The organism is Corynebacterium sp. MSK297 (genome assembly GCF_030232885.1).
Taxonomy (GTDB): domain Bacteria; phylum Actinomycetota; class Actinomycetes; order Mycobacteriales; family Mycobacteriaceae; genus Corynebacterium.
The window spans coordinates 34,680-53,310 of the sequence record NZ_JASPGD010000013.1; the positions used below are offsets into that span (position 1 = coordinate 34,680).

Sequence of the window (18,631 nt, forward strand, 5' to 3'; positions counted from 1 at the left end):
TTTTTAGGAGAATGCTTGTCTTTCCACACCAGTTAACTGGCCCAGCCGTCGGGCTGTTGGCAGGACTTTGGGATGTCTTGTGGATGCCCTGTCACGGTGACCGCCAGGTAACGTGCCATCGCTATCAAGATCAATGCAATCAGCCCAAAGCTCGCTGCCGTCAAAGGCAAAGCTCCGGCGCCGCCAATTGTAAGCGCAATACCTCCAACAGCAGCCCCGATTGATACACCGAGATAGGTTCCCGACGTGTTCAGTGCTAGAGCCTGGGGTGCTACTGGCCCGGCCAACATGTACAAGCGAGCTTGGATGGCTGGAGAATTCCAGAACGCCAAGCCGCCCCAAAATGTCACAACGCAGATAACCACGGGAATCGGGGCCGGCCTCGCCATCCATAGAAGCCACAAGATGACCATTGTGACGATAATGCCGCCGATTCCGACGCTCAAGGTCCGGTCAGCGCCCCATCTGTCAGTTGCGATTCCACCTAACCAAATCCCGAGGATGCCAGCTATACCCGACAGGCTAAATGCCAATGCCCGTTCATCAACTCCAGCTGAGCTCGTGGAATCGAGGTAGGGGGCAAGGTAGGTCAGCATCATCATGGAGCCAGTCATCAGTGCGCAGTTCGCAAGCAAGCCGAACGAGATCGGTCCGGCACTTAGCGTCCGGAGCTGATCCTGGAGGAGTGGCACCTCCCGTTCGCCATCTTCACGCGGTAGCGTAGACAAGAGTGCAAGAAGGACTATCAACCCTGCCACGGCCATGGTGGCAAAGGATGCACGCCATCCAAGATGTCCGCCGATCCACGTCCCGATCGGGACACCGGCAGCAATAGAACCGGTCACCCCCAGGGATACAATAGCGATGTAGCGGCCGGTCTTACCCGCAGGAGCCCGTTCCGCGGCGAAGGCGAACACGGCAGGAGTCATCCCAGCTGCAGCCACAGCGGCTACCACCCTCAACACCAGAAGGAGGGGGTATGACGGCACAATTACAGCCAGACCATTTGCGAGAATGAACAAGCATAGACCGACGGTAAATAATTGGCGTCGTGGAATTTTTGCCAGGACAACTGCAGCCAAAGGCGCCACTATAGCTACGGTCAGCGAAAATGCGGTAATGAGCTGTCCCGCATGGGATTCACTCACTCCCAGATCAGCGGCGAGTTCAGGTAGAATTCCGGCGATGACATAGTCATCCGTATATAGTACGAATCCTGCGGCGAGCAGGGCGAAGAGCCATGCAGGCATCAGGCTACCTTTCTGTATTAAGAAGATTGCGTAACGCATCTCGTAGCGTCGAACGCAATTGATATACGGTGAGGGCCCCATGAGGTGTGACGGTGTCAAGTGTCAGGCCACCAACAATGGCCGAGACTTGCCGGGCTGCGGCGCTTGGGTTGGGCACTTCGAGGCAAGCTAGTGCCGCAGTAATAATGTCATGGAGATCGCTCGCCATCTGTGCAGCGGATGATGCAAATACCGTCTGTGTTCTTGAGGCACGTATGAGCTCAAGGACTATGATCGCCTCCATCCTCCGCTCCTCATCGACAGGAAGCACTTGTTCCAGAAGATCTTGCAAAGCAGTTAGTGCCTCTTCGCCGTCGAGGCCCCTCAACTGCTCGACCGGATGGTGCATGAGTCGCTGTCCCATCCGGTTTCCGGCTTCGTGAGCTGCAGCGGTCAGTAGGTCTTCTTGTCCATCAAAAAAGTGCCGTACCGACCCTATATTGAGGTTCGCTTCAGCTGCCACCTTTCTTAGGGTAAGTCCTTCAAGGCCCTCTGCTACGATCAACCGAAATGCAGCATCGATGACATACTGGCGACGTTCCTCTGCGTCTATGCGTGCAGGCATGTGTTTTCATCCTCATTTTCTTTTGACAGATTCGTCCCATACAGGATGGTCGGTTTCGTACGTCTGTCCGTCCTTGGTGAATACCAAGAAGCGATCGAAATCTCGGGCAAACCAACGGTCGTGGGTCACGGCAAGAACTGTCCCCTCGTAGGCTCTGAGCGCTCGTTGGAGAGCCTCCGCTGACTCCAAGTCGAGATTGTCAGTCGGCTCGTCGAGAAGCAACATTGTCGCACCGCCAAGTTCGAGTAAAAGGATCTGGAAGCGAGCTTGTTGCCCCCCAGACAGGGAATCGAAGTTCTGCTCGGCGGAACGGGCGAGCTCGTAACGAGCTAGCACTCGGGACGACTCATCTCGTGGCATTCCACGTCGGTGCTCGTCACCGCGATGCAGTATCGAGAGCAGACTACGGCCGCGAAGGTCGGGGCGTCCATGTGTTTGCGCGAACCAACCCGGACGGACTCGGGCGCCGAGACGTGCGGTACCGTCGTGCGTCACCGGATCAATCTGCATCTCGGCTACAGGTTCGTGTTCAGGGGTGGGGTCATCGCCGCCGGCTGCTAGCAGACGAAGGAAGTGCGACTTTCCAGATCCGTTCTCGCCGAGAACGGCAATGCGGTCACCGTACCAAGCTTGGAAGTCGAAGGGCCGGACGAGTCCGGTGAGTTCGAGTTGCTCACACGTCACAGCCTTCTTGCCCGTTCTGCCTCCATGTAGACGTATCGCAAGTTCTTGCTCCCGTGGTTGCGCCTCAGGCGGACCAGCCTGTTCGAACCTGGCCAACCTAGTCTGCGCCGCCTTGTACCGGGAGGTCATATCTGAGTTATAGGCTGCCTTCTGTTTATACATCTGAACAAGCGAACGTAACTTTGCATGCTCGTCATCCCATCGGCGCCGCAGTTCGTCCAGCCTTTCAAACCGCTGTGTGCGTGCCTTCTGATACCCGCTGAAGCCGCCAGAGTGAACCCATGCGGTGTTACCTGCGCTGCCCAGCTCAAGAGTGACGATACTAGTGGCGGTGTTTGCGAGAAGTTCGCGGTCATGGCTGATATAAAGCACGCTCTTATTACATTCGACCAGCTGGTTTTCAAGCCAGCGTTTGCCGGGGACGTCGAGGAAGTTGTCTGGTTCATCGAGAAGAAGAATCTCATCAGGACCACGAAGGAGCGCGTTAAGTATGAGGCGCTTCTGCTCACCGCCCGATAACGTCGTCACCGGACGGTCCCGACACTTCTCGAATGGCAAGCCCAGAGAATCTGTGGCGCACGCATCCCAAAGAACTTCGAGATCATAACCACCCTTCTCGCCCCAAGCGGCCAGAGCGGATGCGTATTCCATCTGCCGGTCAGTATCGTCTGCAGTGGCAACTGCTTGTTCGGCGCGACGTAGTTCTGCAGCGGCTTCCTGCAAGGGCGGAGGAGCCACTGATAGTAACAATTCTTGGACCGTCCCGGAATCGACGAACTGGCGCATCACTCCAATCGAGCCATTGCGCGAGACTACCCCCGCCTCGGGAGTGATCTCGCCTGTGATGATGCGTAACAGTGTTGTTTTGCCTGCTCCATTCGCTCCGATCACCGCCACCCTCTCCCGAGGGCCGACACGGAACGAGACGTCGCGGAGCAGGGGTCGGCCGTCGGCCAGCGTGTAACTCACCGACTGTGCTTCGAGGTAGCTCATGGGCGACCAAGGTATCACGGTTGTGATAAATGATGGAACCCAGGCATTAGTAGTGGCGTTGAGCTGGAGTGTCGTCCTAGCTGATACCCCACTCAAGGTCGTGGCCACGGGACAGGGTGGCGATGACTTGGGGCGAGGGGGTAAAGTGTGTCACGCTCGTGCGATATATCATGCCCGTGATAGATTCGGTTCGAGTACAACGCATAGAAGCGCTGAGCGGTGGCTCGTTAGCACCGCAGTCGCCTGATCAACGCCCCACCGCGCAAATGGACAAGACGCCAACGGCTTCAACTCTCTCGCCCAACTGGGATATGTCGCCAAACAAGAGACTTGAGGCCGCCCGGTTGGTTACATCAACCTCGCGGTCAAGCGGGACGGCACCGGATCAGTACCGTCGCGGGAAGACGGAACTGATCTTGCAGCGACCACGATTGCGTTCAGGCGTAAAAGACGACGATCCTGAGGTTACCCTCGTTTGGTGGACACCCGATTAGTGCGGATTTTGTGTCCGTAGGAGAGGATGTTCATTGTGAGTCAACAACGCCAGAAATACACACCTGAGTATCGACGTGAAGCTTTGAGCCTGGTAATCGAATCGCAGCGCCCAATTGCTCATGTAGCTCAAGGAGATTGGCGTCGCACCAGGTCTTTTAGGCCGGTGGGTCAAAAATCAGCGTCAACGCCGAGGATCCTCTGATGGATTAAGCGAGGCGGATCTTCGTGCTGAGAACGCTCGTCTGCGTCGTGAGCTGGCACAAGCCAAGATGGATAATGAGTTTTTGTCAAACCCGACAGCCTTCTTCGCTTTAAGGCAACGCGATCAGAAAAGTTCGAATTAATGCAGCAGGAGAAGGCTAACTACAGTATCAAACGTATGGCACGGCTATTAAAAGTGTCTCGGTCTGGATACTACACATGGGCTCATACGCAGCAGAAGCGGCTATCCGGTGAAGATTATCGTACAGCTTTTTACGATGATGTTGACCGCAAGATTCATCAGATTTGGTCGGATTCCGACGAGGTTTATGGTGCCCCACGGATCACCGCAGAACTTACCGAGCGCTACCGTATTTCGCTTAACCGTAAGACTGTGGCCAAGCGGATGCGCATGATGGGCATTGAAGGAATTTCACCACGTGCCTTTGTCCCGGTGACAACGATTCAATCTAAGCGGAAGTCGAGTCTTGATGACCTGGTCAAGCGCATGTTTGATACCGGTGAGCTCAACAGGGTGTGGATGTCAGATATTACCTACCTGCGCACCAACGAGGGCTGGTTGTATTTGTGCGTGGTCCGCGATGGCCATTCCCGCAGGGTACTGGGCTGGGCTATGGATAGCGTGCAAGATACTTCCCTGGTCGAACGAGCTTTGCGGATGGCGTATACACTGCGCGGTGACGTTGCTGATGGTCTGGTGTTTGACGCTGACCGCGGAACTCAATTCACCAGCGAGAAGCTTTGGGAAGTATGCCGTAACCTGGGCATTGCTCAGTCCGTGGGGCGTACCGGGGTGTGTTTCGATAATGCGATGGCCGAGTCGTTCTGGTCGACGCTTAAGACCGAGTTCTACGACCGGAAGCGCTGGCCCACCCGTGATGCCGCACGCAAGGCCGTTGCCTACTGGATTGAGGTGGTCTATAACCGTCGGCGTCGGCATTCCTCACTGGGGATGGTCAGTCCCGTCGATTTCGAGAACCATATTGGTTTAACCACCAGCAGAAAAGAAATAGCTGCCTAACCACTAGGTAGCTCTACTATGTGTCCACGATTTGCGGGCAACCCCAGCGCTTGCAGTGAAGCGGTACCGGGGAAGAAGCCTGAGCTTAGCCCCTGAAAACTGGAATGGCCAATTTTAGACGGGTGGGGGCTTGAAGGGTCTGTTGAACCCATCGGCGGGCAATGCGCCATGAAACCATGGCTTTGGGGCTACTGCCTGACTCGACGCCTACGTCGACATGGTTTCTGTCAGGATTTGATCTTCTACTAATTGGATAACTCGGTCCTTCGCATGTTGATCAATTTTGTGGGTATGCTTGAAGCATTTTCCCATCTACTTAAACGGAGCAAAACCTGGGGCACTTCACTAGGCGTTTTCAACGCTCTATATACGGTAGGGCTTGAACGGAATCCTTGTAGGCACAATCAGGGGGTATAAAAGATCGCATTACTTGCATCCAAACCTGTACATTCAGAGAATTGCCTTGGATCGGCGGTAACAGGCACCAGATATGCGTTAGTAAGATCAGCGTGCGTTAATGTCGCTCCACGAAGGTCCGACTCGCTAAGAATTGCGTGCGTAAAATCTGCATCGGTAAAATCCGCCGATTTCAAGTTAGCCCACGCCACCATAGAACCTCGGAACGAGCATCCTTTGCATATGCTTCCTTCGAGATTGATGTCCGTCAGGTCATAGTTGGACATATCTTTCCCGGAAATGTCTTTACCAGCGAGTCCCGTGACCCACGATCGAGGCATCGTTTTGTACATTTTCTATTTAATCTGCGGTGAATTGATGATCCATTGCGAGCAACGGCCTTGGTAGCCAAGGCCGTGGGTGGTTACAACTTTATAAGGTTTGCCGTCACCCATCTTATTGAAACCGACCACGGTTAGTATGTCTGTGGTCTCGACTTTCCCGCCAGCACACGTCGGCTAATCTCCACTACTTGGTTTGGGCTAAGGGAGGGTTCGCGGTTTTCGTATTTGCCGGCGTTTTTCGGCAACGTGAGATTCTCATGCACAAAAATAACGGTCACACTTTTGCTGGAGAGTTCACCAACAATACCGCGAAGATCCGTTAGCGATCAGATGAGGCGATCAATCGACGAGACGACGAGTTCGTCGCCGTCGAAATACGGATATACCCCTTCCACTTCCCACGCATTAGTCTTCGTCCCGCGAGGGTTGAAAGTCAGCATTCTCCTGGGCAATGACCGCATCCCCTCCTGCTACTTAACCCTTAGCCGTTAGCTTTGCGGGGTACGGGAGGCTTCAAGCATTTCTTCAAACTCTACGAGCTTCTTGCGCTCGCGGCCTTCGGCCTCACCCAAAGCTACTTCGCGGGCATCCAGCAACTGGAAACCCTCCCAGTTGGTCACTTCGACGCCGCGGGATTCCAACAACTCCACCAAGTCGGTGTTGTCGGCAGCGGACAGCTTACCGGCCGCAATATCCTCCAGCAGCATGCCGATAGTCTCGGCGGCATCGGATTTCGTGTTACCAATCAGGCCCACCGGGCCGCGCTTAATCCAGCCGGTGGTATACAGGCTTGGCACAATTTCGCCATTCGGTTCTGTGAGCACGTGGCCGCCGTCGTTGGGGATGACGTGCTTCTGCTCATCAAACGGCACACCCTCGATGCCCACTGACCGGTAACCAACCGCGCGGTAGACAGCTTGTACCGGCCATTCGGTGAATTCGCCGGTGCCTTGCACATTTCCGTCGCCGGTCAACTCGGTGCGCTCGGTCTTCAGCGCTGCAACCTTGCCATCCTTGCCGATGATCTCGACCGGGTTTTCAAAGAAATGAATCTGCAGCGTGTGCGGTGCTTCCTTCGGATCGCGCATCGCGTACTGTTCCAGAATTTGGCACACCTGATCTTGCGACTTCGATGCGCGGCGTGCCGCCTCGCCGGATTCGTCGTAATCAATATCTTCTGGGTCGACGACGACGTTGATGGTGTCCGAGTGGTCGAGCTCTTTCAGTTCCTGCGGGGTGAACTTAGCTTCGGCGGGGCCGCGACGTCCGAACACGCGCACGGTGTGGGCCTGGTTTTGCGCCAGTGATTCGTAGACATTGTCCGGAATTTCGGTGACCTTCAACTCGTCGCCCGTCTTCGCCAAAATACGGGAGACATCCAGGCCCACATTGCCGACGCCGATGACCGCGACTTGCTCGGCGGAAAGGTCCCAGTTGCGCTCGAAGCGGGGGTTACCGTCGTAGAAGCCGACGAATTCGCCAGCACCCCACACACCTTCCAGGTCCGCGCCAGGGATGTTCAGGTCACGGTCGTCGACGGCGCCGGTGGAGAAAATAACGGCGTCGTAATGATCCTTGAGTTCTTCGACGCTGATGGTGTGGCCAACCTCGACGTTGCCGATAAACCGGATCTTCTCGTTGCTGAGCACGCGGTGCAGCGATTTGATGATGCCTTTAATACGCGGGTGATCCGGAGCCACGCCGTAGCGGATCAAGCCGAAGGGGGTGGGCATGCGGTCGAGCAAGTCAATATCGACGTTGCCGCCGGTCTTTTTAATCAGGATATCGGAGGCGTAAATACCGGCTGGACCAGCACCGACGACGGCGATCTTGAGCGGTTTATCGCCCTCGGTGTTGGGGTTGCTGGTCACTGCGTCAGTCTGCTTGGACGGAGTTGCGGACGTAGTGGAAGTAGTCATTCGCGTTAATCGTGCCTTTCGGTTGTTAGTCGTTAGTTGTTGGTTTCTCGTGCGAGTGCGTTCTTCTGCGCGTGCGTGATCACGCGCTTATTCGGTTCGCGTTAAGCAAGCAAGATCTATTTGAACCTATTTGTCTCTATTTTGCTAGCTAGCGAATTAAATTCAAATGATGTGGGCCACATTACTCCAGGTCGCATGCAGGATTGCTTGTATGAATTAAATAGACCGACCGGTCTCATTGGGTTAGACTAAGTGGTTCAATTACTGTGAACGCATTGGTTCGGCCGGGATTGTGACTTTCCGGTTGAACAACAAAATCTACAACTAACCCCGAGTAAAACCCCTGCACATCGCCGAAACCGTTTAGTGAGGCAACTTATGACTACAAACGCACCCGCACGCCCAAAGCGGAAGCCCAAACCAGAAGGGCAGTGGAATATCGATGGCACTAGCCCGCTGAACAAAGAAGAGGAGGTGAAGCAAGAACAAGAAGCCTTCGAGGTGAAGCAGCGTGTGATCGACACCTACTCCAAGCAGGGTTTTGATTCGATCCCTGCCGATGACATCAGCAAACGCTTCAAGTGGCTCGGCATTTATACCCAACGCAAGCAGAATCTCGGTGGCGAATACACCGGTCAATTAGAAAACCACGAGCTGCAAGATAAATATTTCATGATGCGCGTGCGTTTCGACGGCGGTCAAGCCACCCCGGAGCGCCTGCGCGTCGTCGGTGAGATCTCCCGGGATTTCGCACGGTCTACCGCGGATTTCACCGACCGGCAGAATATTCAGCTGCACTGGATCCCCATCGAGGATGTCCCAGAGATTTGGCGCAGGTTGGATGCCGTTGGTCTGACCACGATGATGGGCTGCGGCGACGTGCCGCGCGTGATCTTGGGCTCGCCCACAGCTGGGGTGGCGGCCGACGAGATCATTGATGCTAGCCCGGCGATCGAAGAGATCAAAGAGAACTATCTGCCGCGCGCGGAATTCCACAACCTGCCACGGAAATTCAAAACTGCCATTTCGGGTAACTCCCGCCAGGATGTCACCCACGAGATCCAGGACGTGGCGTTTATTGGGAAAAACCATCCGGAATACGGCCCTGGGTTTGATTGCTTCGTTGGCGGCGGGCTTTCCACCAACCCGATGCTGTCGCAATCGCTGGGGGCGTGGATTCCCATCGAGCGCGTCCCGGAGGTGTGGGCTGGGGTGGTTCGCATCTTCCGTGATTATGGTTTCCGCCGCCTGCGCAACCGGGCGCGGTTGAAATTCCTCGTCGCTAAGTGGGGGATTGAGAAATTCCGTGAGGTGCTGGAAACGGAGTATCTGGATTCCCCGCTTCTCGACGCCGAACCGACCCCGTTGCAATCCGGCATCCGTGATCACATCGGCGCGCACCCGCAAAAGGACGGCAACTTCTATCTAGGTGTGAAACCGACTGTTGGCCACGCGACCGGTGAACAGCTGATTGCGATTGCAGAAGCCGCGGAAAAGCACGGGATCACGCGTATCCGGACCACACCGATGAAAGAACTGCTGTTTTTGGATATTCCGCGCGAAAAGCTTGCTGAGGTAGCTCGTGACCTGGATGCCACGGGCCTGTATTCCACACCCTCGGAGTTCCGCCGCGGCATCATCTCCTGCACAGGGTTGGAGTTTTGCAAACTTGCCCACGTAACCACCAAATCGCGCGCGATTGAGCTGGTCGACGATCTGGAAGAGCGCATTGGCGATATTGATTCCAGCCTGACGATTTCCCTGAATGGCTGCCCGAATGCGTGTGCGCGTTCGCAGGTTTCGGATATTGGTTTGAAGGGCCAGACGCTGACTGACGACGAGGGCAACCGTGTGGAAGGTTTCCAGGTGCATCTCGGCGGTGCGTTGGGCATTGAGCAGAACTTCGGCCGCAAGCTGAAAGGCCACAAGGTTCTGGCCAGTGAGCTGGGCGATTATGTCGTGCGCGTCGTCGAGAACTACAAGCAGCAACGCGAAGAGGGCGAGTCTTTTGCGCAGTGGACTGTCCGTGCGGATGAGGAGGCTTTGTCATGAAGTTTCGCCGGAAACCGAACCCGAACCGGAACCACCCGCTGTTTTGCCCGTATTGCGCGGGGGAGGGGCTATTCCCGGACGAGGAAACGGAGTTCGCCTGGAGCTGCAGCGAATGCCTGCGGGTGTTTTCCGTGCAGTTCCACGGCCAGGATGAGCAAGAGGCCGCGCCGGAACCGGCGGTGTCCACTAACGAGGCGCTGCAGAACTCCCTGCACAAGTCGCTGAATTTTCTCAATGTTTCACGTGGAACATCGGGCGCGGAGCAGAGTTATCGCGACCCGGAACAGTCCCCAGAAGGTGCTTCCACCACGACGGAGCCGCTTGCCGACGACATCGCGGCACACAACCGGCAGCTCGTAACCGACTACGCCGACGCGCTATATGACGCCTGTGCTGAAGACATCCTGGCTTGGGCGGACGAACACGTGCCCGGTGACATCGTGGTGACCATGTCCATGGAAAACACCGTGTTGGCAGAACTCGCCAGCCGCTATGCCCCACGCGCCAGCCTGTTGTTCTTGGACACCGGTTATCACTTCGACGAGACCCTCGACGTCGCCAAGCAGGTGCAGCAGCGCTACGACCAGCAGTTTATTACCGCCAAACCCGCTCTGGAACGCAGCCAGCAAGACGAGGTCTACGGCCCGCGGCTCTATGCCTCGAACCCGACGGCCTGCTGCCGGATGCGCAAAGTCGAACCACTCGCGCGCAACCTCTCGCCATTCGCGGGTTGGGTCACCGGGCTGCGGCGTGACGACGGCCCCACGCGCGCACAAGCACCCGCGCTAAGCCTCGACGATACGGGCCGGCTGAAAATCAGCCCGCTGGTGACGTGGAGTTTGCAAGACACTGAGGACTACGTCGACAAGCACGACCTGATCGTGCACCCGTTGACCAAGCAGGGATACCCGTCAATCGGGTGTGCGACCTGCACCTTGCCAGTAGCGGAAGGCCAAGACCCACGCGCGGGGCGCTGGGCCGGACTGAACAAAACAGAATGCGGACTACACACATGAGCACAAGCGTGAACAACCCCACCCACATCAACCAACCACCCCAAAACAGCCAGCCAACCCACACAACCGGCACCGAGTTATCGCCGCACCTGCACGAACTCGAAAACGAATCCATCCACATCTTGCGCGAGGTCGCGGGGCAATTCGACAAGGTCGGGCTGCTGTTTTCCGGTGGAAAAGACTCCGTCGTGGTGCTGGAACTGGCCCGGCGGGCGTTTGCTCCGGGTGCCATACCGGCGGAACTGATCCACATCGATACCGGGCACAACTTCCCAGAGGTGCTGGAATTTCGCGACCGCACCGTCGAGAAATGCGGCGTGGACCTGCACGTCGCCAAGCTGCAAGACTGGATCGACCGCGGTGATCTGCAGGAACGTGCCGACGGCTCGCGGAACCCGCTGCAGACCGTGCCGCTGGTGGAAACCATTGAACAACGCGGCTACGACGCGGTGCTCGGCGGGGCGCGGCGCGACGAGGAACGCGCGCGAGCGAAAGAGCGCATCTTCTCTGTGCGCGATAGTTTCGGTGGTTGGGATCCACGGCGGCAGCGTCCGGAACTGTGGAATATCTACAACGGTGGCAAATTGCCGGAAGAAAATATCCGCGTGTTTCCCATCTCGAACTGGACAGAAGTTGACGTTTGGCAATACATCGCCGCGCGCGGGCTGGAGCTTCCCAGCATTTACTTCGCGCACCAGCGTGAGGTTGTTGAACGCGACGGCATGTGGCTAACTCCCGGCCCCTGGGGTGCGGGCAGCTCAGCCGCACGCGCAGCTGGTGCAGACCAGGCCACCCCGGTAACCCGCACGGTGCGCTATCGCACGGTCGGCGATATGTCCTGCACCGGGGCGGTGCTGTCCGAAGCCGAAACCATTGATGAGGTGTTGGCGGAAATCGCGGCTTCTCCACTCACAGAACGTGGCGCGACTCGCGCTGATGATCGCATCTCCGAATCCGCCATGGAAGACCGCAAGAAGGAAGGCTACTTCTGATGACTAGCACCGCAACCATCCTGAACAATCGTCGAGCGTTGCGCATCTGCACCGCCGGATCGGTCGACGATGGCAAATCCACATTCGTGGGGCGTTTGCTGCACGACACCAAATCGGTGTTATCCGACCAGTTAGAAGCCGTGGCGGCGAGTTCGTCGAAACGCGGCTTCGATGGTCTGGATTTTTCCTTGCTTGTCGACGGCCTGCGCGCCGAACGCGAACAAGGCATCACGATCGACGTCGCCTACCGATATTTCGCCACTGACCAGCGCAGCTTCATCCTCGCAGATACTCCGGGGCACGTGCAGTACACCCGAAATACGATCACGGGCATGTCCACGGCGGAAGTCGTCATCCTGCTCATTGATGCCCGCTATGGGGTGGTGGAACAAACCAAGCGTCACCTGCATATTGCGGCGCTGTTGGGAATCCAGGACGTGATCATCGCGGTGAATAAGATCGATCTGGTTGGCTATGACCAAGCCGTGTATGAGGATATCCAAGCCCAGCTTGCCGACGCCTTAGCTGAGCTTGGTGCGTTGGCGCCACGCCATACTCGCGTGGTGCCGATCTCCGCATTGGCAGGTGACAATGTGGTGGAAAGATCTGCGCACACACCGTGGTACGACGGCCAGCCGATCGTGGAACTGCTCGATACCATTCAACCGGCGGAAAGCGATATCGCTGCCGGGCTGGATTTCCGTTTCCCCATCCAATACGTCATCCGCGAGCCGCAGACTGATTACCGCGGGTACGCCGGGCGGGTCACCACCGGTTCGGTTGCCGTGGGTGATGCCGTCACCGTCAGTGGCGGGCGTACCAGCAGCGTTGTTGGCATTGATACTGCTGATAGGCAGCTGCAGGAGGCGCACTCTGGTGATTCCGTGGTGCTGCGGTTGGCTGATGAGATTGATTTGGTCCGCGGTGATTTTATTTCCGCTGGTAGCAGCCCACGCAGTACACGGAAATTTACTGCCACGCTGGTGGGCTTGTCCGATAAAGGCGTGCGTGCGGGGCAAAAACTGCACCTGCTGTATGACAGCGGCAAGTATAAGGCGCGCGTGGCCAGCATCGAGACTCGCCAGGACCGGTCAGCGCAGGACGAGCCACAGCCAGCACAAGCCCAGCTAGCGCTCAACGAGATCGCCACCGTGGAATTAGAAACCGCCGTGGAGATCGCAGTGGATGATTACGCAGCCCGTGGCAAATGGGGCGCATTCGTGCTGGCAGACCCGCACGATGGCAACTCGCTGGCTGCGGGATTAATCGGGCAGAAGTAACGGGGGAGAGCTGATAATGACTGCGCTGATTACTCTTTCGCACGGCTCACGCCACCCGCAGGCTGTTGGTTTGATCGATGAGCTCAGCGCAGCAGCCGCGAACAGCGCTGGGGTGGAAGGCTACAGCAGCCACCTGGAATTCAACGAACCTGATCTGCGCACCGCCGTGGCCGAGGCGATTGCTGATGGGCACAAGCATATGGTGATCGTCCCGTTGCTGTTTACGCGTGGTTTTCACCAAAAAGTTGATGTTCCGGAACAACTCGCTGCGGTGCGCCAGCAGGCACAGCGCGCCGGGGCGGACGTGGAGCTTGCCGACGGGCTGGGCACCGGCCTGGCCATGGAGGAATTGTTGTCCCGGGTGATTGCCCGCGACGCTCCGGCTGGGGCGCACGTGGTGTTGGTGTCGGTGGGATCTTCTGACCATGCGGCCAATGCGAGCGTCGACAAGCTCGCCAGGCGTGTTGCTGCAAGGCGTGCCGGCGTGAACCAGGCCGGTGCTCATCAATCCGGCGTAATTCAGTCCGGCGTAAATCAGTCCGATGCCGAACAGAGCAGTGCCGATGGCATCAGCGTGGTATTTGCCACCGGCCCGAACCGGTTGGCAGAGCTGGCCCAGGACCACGAGCGAATGCACCTGGTGCCGCTGTTTGTCAGCCACGGCTTGTTGCTGGATCGAATGTATCGCCAGGCCGAAGAAATAAATGCAGCGCAAGCAAGTGGAGCACAAGACGGTGCAGCACCAGCCGGTGCTTCGCAAGCAGGAGAATCCGCAGAACAAGAACGCAGAATCACCTATTCCCAACCACTAGGCACGGCACTCGCAGAGGTAGTAGCCGCGCAGATTTGAGGAAAATCATGAGAGGTTTAATTTTTATCGCCCTGGCTGGTTTCGCCGCGCAGCTTGTCGACGGCGGCATCGGCATGGGCTTCGGGGTGACCTCAACAACGATCCTCCTAGGCCTCGCTGGGTTGGGTGCTGCACAAGCTTCGGCCGTGGTGCACGTGGCAGAACTGGGAACCACCGCGGTTTCGGGTTTTAGCCACTGGCGCTTTGGCAACGTGGATTGGTCCGTGGTGGCGCGGCTGGGATTTCCCGGGGCACTCGCCGGGTTTGTCGGCGCAATGTTTTTATCCAATCTGCCACTGGATAAGGCACAACCGATTACCGCAGCTGTGCTGGTGGCCATCGGGGCAAACCTGGTGTGGCGATTTAGCCAAGGGCGCACGAAACGCAAGCTGGCAAAAAAGGCGGAATATTCCACACCATTTTTAGGTTTCTTGGGTGCCGTGGGTGGTCTGGTGGATTCCACCGGTGGCGGCGGCTGGGGCCCGGTGACTACCTCCACGCTGTTGGGCGTCGGCCGGCAACAGCCTCGATATATTGTCGGCACGGTTTCTGCCTCGGAGTTTCTGGTGGCCGCGGGCGCATCTGCTGGTTTTGTGGTGGGCCTGTGGGAGGAAATCGTGTCGCATACCGCCGCGGTTGTGGCTCTGCTGATTGGCGGAAGCATTGCCGCTCCCATCGCTGCCTGGCTGATTTCCCGCATTAACCCGGTGGCACTAGGTGGGCTGGTGGGTTCGGCGATTATCGCATTGAATATTCGCTACCTGCTGCCACTGGATACGGTGTGGCCGGTGCAGCTAGCGATCATGGTGGTGGGTATCGCGTTGACGGTGCACGGGGTGCGCCGTTACCGCACACGCATGCGGGTGGAATCGCTGCAGCGTGCAGCCGCGGAAAGCACCGAATCGCGCACAGAGCCGGTGGCTGCTGAGTCGGTAACTCGTGAGCCAGCGGGTGCTGATCCGGGCGCTACTGAACAGAAGGTTCCAGCCCGGCTACATCTCCGATGACGATCACCGCAGGTGGTTCCACCGAATTTTCCGCAATGGTTGCGCCGAGCCGTTCGAGCTGGCAGCGGAACACCCGCTCGTCGGCAAGGCTTCCTTCCTGAATGACGGCGGTGGGGGTAGCAGCAGCCATGCCTGCTTCGATCAGTGCGTCCGCGATTGCACCGGCGTTGCGCACCCCCATGATGATGGACAGCGTGGCACCGGAGCGCGCCAGTGCAGACCAATCAACCAGGGATTTTTCGTGCCCCGGTGGCAGGTGCCCACTGACGACGGTGGCGGCATGCACGACGCCACGCTGGGTAACAGGTATGTGTGCCAACCCCGGAACAGCATAAGCGGAACTTACGCCGGGAATGACTTCACAGGCGATCCCAGCTTCTGCGAGTGCCGTGATTTCTTCAAAACCGCGCCCGAACACAAACGGATCGCCGCCTTTGAGCCGCACCACCTTGTATCCGGCTTGGGTGTATTCGACGAGAATGCGGTTGATTTCTTCCTGGGCGACCTGCTTTTTATACGGCAGCTTGGAAGCGTCGACAAGCTTTTTGCTGGAAATATCGCACAATCGATCCAGAAACGGGGTGGGGCCCAGGTGGTCTGCGACGATGACATCAGCCTCGTGGAGTGCGGTTTGGCCGCGTAGCGTGATGAGATCCCACGCGCCGGGGCCGCCACCAATTAACTTGACTGGGTACAAATTCGCGGCGGGGCCAGCGGCGGCAGCGGAAGCAGCATCGGCAGGGGCAGAATCTGGGCCGGAATCTGGAGTAGTCATGCCGCTAGTTTAGAGCACCTGGTCATGCAGATCATAGGCTCCACTAGGAAGATATTCTTTGACCGTGTTGCAATTTTGCTTCTCGTTTCCCGGGCCGAATTTTGGGACGAACTGCTCGGCATCCTGCTCAGCGATGGGGATGCTGGTTTTATGGTTTCCGTATACGTATCCGACGATGCCATGATCTGATTCAATTTTTGCTACCTGGCATTTTACGGTGAACATTCCGTGGTCATTGTGAACTGGTGCAGTGGGTTTGCCGTTGTGGTCGGCGTCAGGGGTGTCAGGGGCGTCAGGTGTTTCTTGGGGCTGTGTTGCCGTGGCCTGTGATGTTGGGGACGTGGTGACTGGAACGTGCGTTTGAGACGTCGGAGGTTCGCTCTCGGCTGTGGAGCACGCCGATAACACAGAAAATGCTACTGCCGTCGGGATAAAAGCTGTCTGTAACCTCATAGACACAAGGGTACTGTGAATCCCGTTATAAAGACGCTAATTCGTCCAATTCCTCTCGTTGCCTGTGGATGAAGAAGTGCTGGTTTCGGTAAGCCCGAGAGCTTCTTTGAGAACCTCGTGTTGGATTTCTTCAACTTCTTCGCAGGCGACGAAATAGGCCGGAAATCGACATACTTCGCCACCAACCGGCGCTCCAAGAATGTGAAATAGTTGACAAATCATCTTTTTCTTGGGGGTGCAGCAGCTGGGCTTCATGTGCATCGTATTTTCTCTCGATACCGTCTTGAACAGCAGTTATGTCGCTGTGGGCGAGAATTTCCGGCTCGAAATCGCGGCGTTTTTCTGCCTCTGCCGCAAGACTCATGAAGAAAAATCTCGCCAACGAAGATTCAGCGAAGCGTATTCTTGGTGTCGTTGTCCTCCCGGGTGCAACGCACTTGCGGGTACAACACATTTGAAGAACATTAGATAGCTCACCTATATACAAGGAGGAAGTTATGCCTTCCGCACTATTCGTAGTTACTGCCGCAGATAAATGGACGCTGGCCGACGGCAGCGCCCGCCCTACCGGTTACTGGGCCGAAGAGCTGATTGCTCCACACCGCGTATTCAAAAACGCTGGATGGAACATTGACTTCGCGACGCCAAATGCTAAGGCTCCAGTAGTAGACCAGTACAGCCTCGATGTTCTGTCCGACAGTGAGCGCGCGGAATACGAGAATTACCTCGGAGAAATCGGCTCGGAGCTGAACAACCCGCTTAATCTGGCTGATGTTAACGAGGCTGACTATGACCTCGTCTTTTACCCTGGTGGCCACGGCCCAATGGAAGACCTGGCTTATGACCAGGATTCCGCCAAACTGCTGCAGGACCGTATTGAATCCGGTCGTGCGCTTTCCCTGGTATGCCACGCTCCAGCTGCATTGCTCGCCATGGACAATGACAACTGGCCGCTGAAGGGCTACACGATGACTGGCTTTACCAACGCCGAAGAAGGCGAGGAGACCATCGCAGCCGCCAAGTGGGTAGTTGAGACTCGTCTGCGTGAACTCGGTGCTGACTTTAAGCAGACCGATCCGATGCAACCGTACGTCGAAGTAGATCGCAACCTTTACACCGGCCAGAACCCAGCATCGTCTGAGCCTCTGGCACAGCGCATCCTGCGCGACTTTTAATACGAGCGCTGAAATAACCTGCGCTTCAACAGGGCTCTGACAAGCCCGCGCTAACCTGCTCCCAGGGCACCGTTTTGCCCGGGGGCAGGTTATTTGTCTATAGCGCGCACGATCTTATCGCCCAGAAATTTCCGGGCCGTGCGACACGCTCGCGGTCCAGCAGGCCGTCGTCGGAAAGCGGGTGCCGGTAGCATCCAGCCACAGAGCCGAAGGCCCGGGAATAATGCGGATGCTATGGTGAGGCCAGCTGGCGCGTACTTTTGCTAGATTGCCTCCGATGCCGCCGGTGGCGGTAACCACGGATGCTGCATTCAGTTGAAATTCGCGCACGGCTTTTCTGCTTGAGGCATGGCCGCGGGGTAGAGCATCATCGGCTGCTAATTCCACTCCGCGTACACCGGTGACTCGGCCGGACCCGCATTACGCTGCCCTGAGAAACCGATTTCTCTTACTCGTTGGTCCCGCGATTATCGCGCTTTTTCCACCTGTACCTACGCACAAGGAAAAACGGCAGGACCAGAAAGTAATAGAAGGCAAGGAATTGCGCTGAATAGCCTAATAGTCCTTCCGAGCTCACCTCGCTCCACGAGACTCCTTCTTCGTTGGGTGAAGCTACGCCGCGCCAGCCGGTTACTTGGCTGATGTAGAAACTTGCTACGACCATGGCCGGTAGGACAATAAACGAGAACCAAGCCGGTGGTACCCACGGCCTACCGTCTTTGCTTGTTCGTTGCAGAGCACCGCCGAATCCCATCGAAAGAAACCTTTCTACTTACATCTGTTCATTTTTTTTGGGGGGTCCATGAATTCCGCTAGTGCATCGGCCTCTTGGGCAGATAATCCGTGTGTAGCAGCGCTGTCGTAATTTGGCTCCAACGCATTGCTATGAGTTCGATTGGTCGGAGCAGCCAATAGTCTACATAAGGATCCCGCAATTTCCAGTGGAGGAAAGTCGACTGAGACCCTGGGGCCGGTACCAACGCAAGAAGCAGTGACGGTTTTGAGCTGCTTTGGGTGTTGCTGGGGTGAAGTGTCCCAGGTTTTGTTCCTTTTGAGTAGACGGGAAAATCTTCGAACATGCCAAGAAAATTTGACCAGGATGC

The 18,631-nt window shown here is 56.9% G+C and carries 16 protein-coding genes and 2 pseudogenes; 8 read left to right on the plus strand and 10 right to left on the minus strand.

The window, feature by feature from the left end:
- Positions 1–32 precede the first annotated feature (32 nt).
- Genes QP888_RS10220 through QP888_RS10230 form a run of 3 tightly spaced genes read right to left on the minus strand, consistent with a single transcriptional unit; the run spans position 33 to position 3,531 of the window.
- Positions 33–1,250, minus strand: a complete 1,218-nt coding sequence (locus QP888_RS10220) for an MFS transporter (protein ID WP_284813473.1) — start codon at positions 1,248–1,250, stop codon at positions 33–35.
- A 4-nt stretch (positions 1,251–1,254) separates the two neighbouring features.
- Positions 1,255–1,854 (minus strand): TetR/AcrR family transcriptional regulator, encoded by a 600-nt coding sequence (locus tag QP888_RS10225; protein ID WP_284813474.1) that lies wholly within the window; start codon positions 1,852–1,854, stop codon positions 1,255–1,257.
- Between the two features lie 12 nt (positions 1,855–1,866).
- Entirely contained in the window at positions 1,867–3,531 is a 1,665-nt protein-coding gene (locus QP888_RS10230; RefSeq protein WP_284813475.1) for an ABC-F family ATP-binding cassette domain-containing protein, read from the minus strand.
- 520 nt (positions 3,532–4,051) lie between these two features.
- Between QP888_RS10230 and QP888_RS10235 the strand changes: the two are divergent.
- Positions 4,052–5,269, plus strand: a pseudogene (locus tag QP888_RS10235) (IS3 family transposase).
- A gap of 404 nt (positions 5,270–5,673) precedes the next feature.
- Here the strand turns inward: QP888_RS10235 and QP888_RS11200 are convergent.
- The 3 genes and pseudogenes from QP888_RS11200 to QP888_RS10240 form a co-directional block, all read right to left on the minus strand.
- A complete protein-coding gene (locus tag QP888_RS11200; protein ID WP_350338245.1) occupies positions 5,674–6,018 on the minus strand; it encodes a pentapeptide repeat-containing protein in 345 nt (114 codons plus the stop codon).
- A 122-nt stretch (positions 6,019–6,140) separates the two neighbouring features.
- Positions 6,141–6,374 (minus strand): annotated as a pseudogene (locus tag QP888_RS11205) (recombinase family protein); the annotation flags it as partial.
- 123 nt (positions 6,375–6,497) lie between these two features.
- Positions 6,498–7,928, minus strand: coding sequence for an FAD-dependent oxidoreductase (locus QP888_RS10240; RefSeq protein ID WP_284813476.1), 1,431 nt, complete (start codon positions 7,926–7,928; stop codon positions 6,498–6,500).
- Positions 7,929–8,306: 378 nt separating this feature from the next.
- On the opposite strand from QP888_RS10240, the gene QP888_RS10245 reads away from it, so the two are divergent.
- The 6 genes from QP888_RS10245 (at position 8,307) to QP888_RS10270 (ending at position 15,125) form a co-directional block, all read left to right on the plus strand.
- Positions 8,307–9,980 carry a nitrite/sulfite reductase gene (locus tag QP888_RS10245; RefSeq protein ID WP_284813477.1) on the plus strand — a complete coding sequence of 558 codons (1,674 nt, stop codon included), beginning with the start codon at positions 8,307–8,309 and terminating at the stop codon, positions 9,978–9,980.
- A 221-nt stretch (positions 9,981–10,201) separates the two neighbouring features.
- A complete protein-coding gene (locus QP888_RS10250) occupies positions 10,202–10,996 on the plus strand; it encodes a phosphoadenylyl-sulfate reductase (RefSeq protein ID WP_284813487.1) in 795 nt (264 codons plus the stop codon).
- Complete coding sequence (gene cysD, locus QP888_RS10255; protein ID WP_284813478.1) at positions 10,993–11,988, plus strand: sulfate adenylyltransferase subunit CysD; 996 nt, start codon at positions 10,993–10,995, stop codon at positions 11,986–11,988. The genes QP888_RS10250 and cysD overlap by 4 nt, the downstream gene beginning before the upstream one ends.
- A complete protein-coding gene (locus tag QP888_RS10260) occupies positions 11,988–13,268 on the plus strand; it encodes a sulfate adenylyltransferase subunit 1 (RefSeq protein ID WP_284813479.1) in 1,281 nt (426 codons plus the stop codon). The genes cysD and QP888_RS10260 overlap by 1 nt, the downstream gene beginning before the upstream one ends.
- Positions 13,269–13,284: 16 nt before the next feature.
- Positions 13,285–14,118, plus strand: a complete 834-nt coding sequence (locus tag QP888_RS10265) for a sirohydrochlorin chelatase (protein WP_284813480.1) — start codon at positions 13,285–13,287, stop codon at positions 14,116–14,118.
- Positions 14,119–14,126: 8 nt separating this feature from the next.
- On the plus strand, positions 14,127–15,125 hold the full coding sequence (locus QP888_RS10270) for a sulfite exporter TauE/SafE family protein (RefSeq protein WP_284813481.1): 999 nt from the start codon (positions 14,127–14,129) through the stop codon (positions 15,123–15,125).
- On the opposite strand, the gene cobA is transcribed toward QP888_RS10270, so the two are convergent.
- The 3 genes from cobA to QP888_RS10285 all read right to left on the minus strand — a co-directional run bounded on the left by cobA (position 15,085) and on the right by QP888_RS10285 (position 16,717).
- A complete protein-coding gene (cobA, locus tag QP888_RS10275; protein ID WP_284813482.1) occupies positions 15,085–15,900 on the minus strand; it encodes a uroporphyrinogen-III C-methyltransferase in 816 nt (271 codons plus the stop codon). The genes QP888_RS10270 and cobA overlap by 41 nt on opposite strands.
- A gap of 9 nt (positions 15,901–15,909) precedes the next feature.
- A complete protein-coding gene (locus tag QP888_RS10280) occupies positions 15,910–16,353 on the minus strand; it encodes a hypothetical protein (protein WP_284813483.1) in 444 nt (147 codons plus the stop codon).
- Between the two features lie 130 nt (positions 16,354–16,483).
- Entirely contained in the window at positions 16,484–16,717 is a 234-nt protein-coding gene (locus QP888_RS10285; RefSeq protein ID WP_284813484.1) for a hypothetical protein, read from the minus strand.
- 133 nt (positions 16,718–16,850) lie between these two features.
- On the opposite strand from QP888_RS10285, the gene QP888_RS10290 reads away from it, so the two are divergent.
- Positions 16,851–17,528, plus strand: coding sequence for a type 1 glutamine amidotransferase domain-containing protein (locus QP888_RS10290; RefSeq protein ID WP_049150077.1), 678 nt, complete (start codon positions 16,851–16,853; stop codon positions 17,526–17,528).
- A gap of 114 nt (positions 17,529–17,642) precedes the next feature.
- On the opposite strand, the gene QP888_RS10295 is transcribed toward QP888_RS10290, so the two are convergent.
- Positions 17,643–17,858, minus strand: a complete 216-nt coding sequence (locus tag QP888_RS10295; protein ID WP_284593930.1) for a hypothetical protein — start codon at positions 17,856–17,858, stop codon at positions 17,643–17,645.
- Positions 17,859–18,631: the final 773 nt, after the last annotated feature.

Bases quoted from the DNA above. Each gene is read 5' to 3' on its own strand.
- QP888_RS10220 (WP_284813473.1), bottom strand. From the start codon at position 1,250: ATGCCTGCATGGCTCTTCGCCCTGCTCGCCGCAGGATTCGTACTATAT.
- QP888_RS10225 (WP_284813474.1), bottom strand. From the start codon at position 1,854: ATGCCTGCACGCATAGACGCAGAGGAACGTCGCCAGTATGTCATCGAT.
- QP888_RS10230 (WP_284813475.1), bottom strand. From the start codon at position 3,531: ATGAGCTACCTCGAAGCACAGTCGGTGAGTTACACGCTGGCCGACGGC.
- QP888_RS11200 (WP_350338245.1), bottom strand. From the start codon at position 6,018: ATGTACAAAACGATGCCTCGATCGTGGGTCACGGGACTCGCTGGTAAA.
- QP888_RS10240 (WP_284813476.1), bottom strand. From the start codon at position 7,928: ATGACTACTTCCACTACGTCCGCAACTCCGTCCAAGCAGACTGACGCA.
- QP888_RS10245 (WP_284813477.1), top strand. From the start codon at position 8,307: ATGACTACAAACGCACCCGCACGCCCAAAGCGGAAGCCCAAACCAGAA.
- cysD (WP_284813478.1), top strand. From the start codon at position 10,993: ATGAGCACAAGCGTGAACAACCCCACCCACATCAACCAACCACCCCAA.
- QP888_RS10260 (WP_284813479.1), top strand. From the start codon at position 11,988: ATGACTAGCACCGCAACCATCCTGAACAATCGTCGAGCGTTGCGCATC.
- QP888_RS10265 (WP_284813480.1), top strand. From the start codon at position 13,285: ATGACTGCGCTGATTACTCTTTCGCACGGCTCACGCCACCCGCAGGCT.
- QP888_RS10270 (WP_284813481.1), top strand. From the start codon at position 14,127: ATGAGAGGTTTAATTTTTATCGCCCTGGCTGGTTTCGCCGCGCAGCTT.
- cobA (WP_284813482.1), bottom strand. From the start codon at position 15,900: ATGACTACTCCAGATTCCGGCCCAGATTCTGCCCCTGCCGATGCTGCT.
- QP888_RS10280 (WP_284813483.1), bottom strand. From the start codon at position 16,353: ATGAGGTTACAGACAGCTTTTATCCCGACGGCAGTAGCATTTTCTGTG.
- QP888_RS10285 (WP_284813484.1), bottom strand. From the start codon at position 16,717: ATGAGTCTTGCGGCAGAGGCAGAAAAACGCCGCGATTTCGAGCCGGAA.
- QP888_RS10290 (WP_049150077.1), top strand. From the start codon at position 16,851: ATGCCTTCCGCACTATTCGTAGTTACTGCCGCAGATAAATGGACGCTG.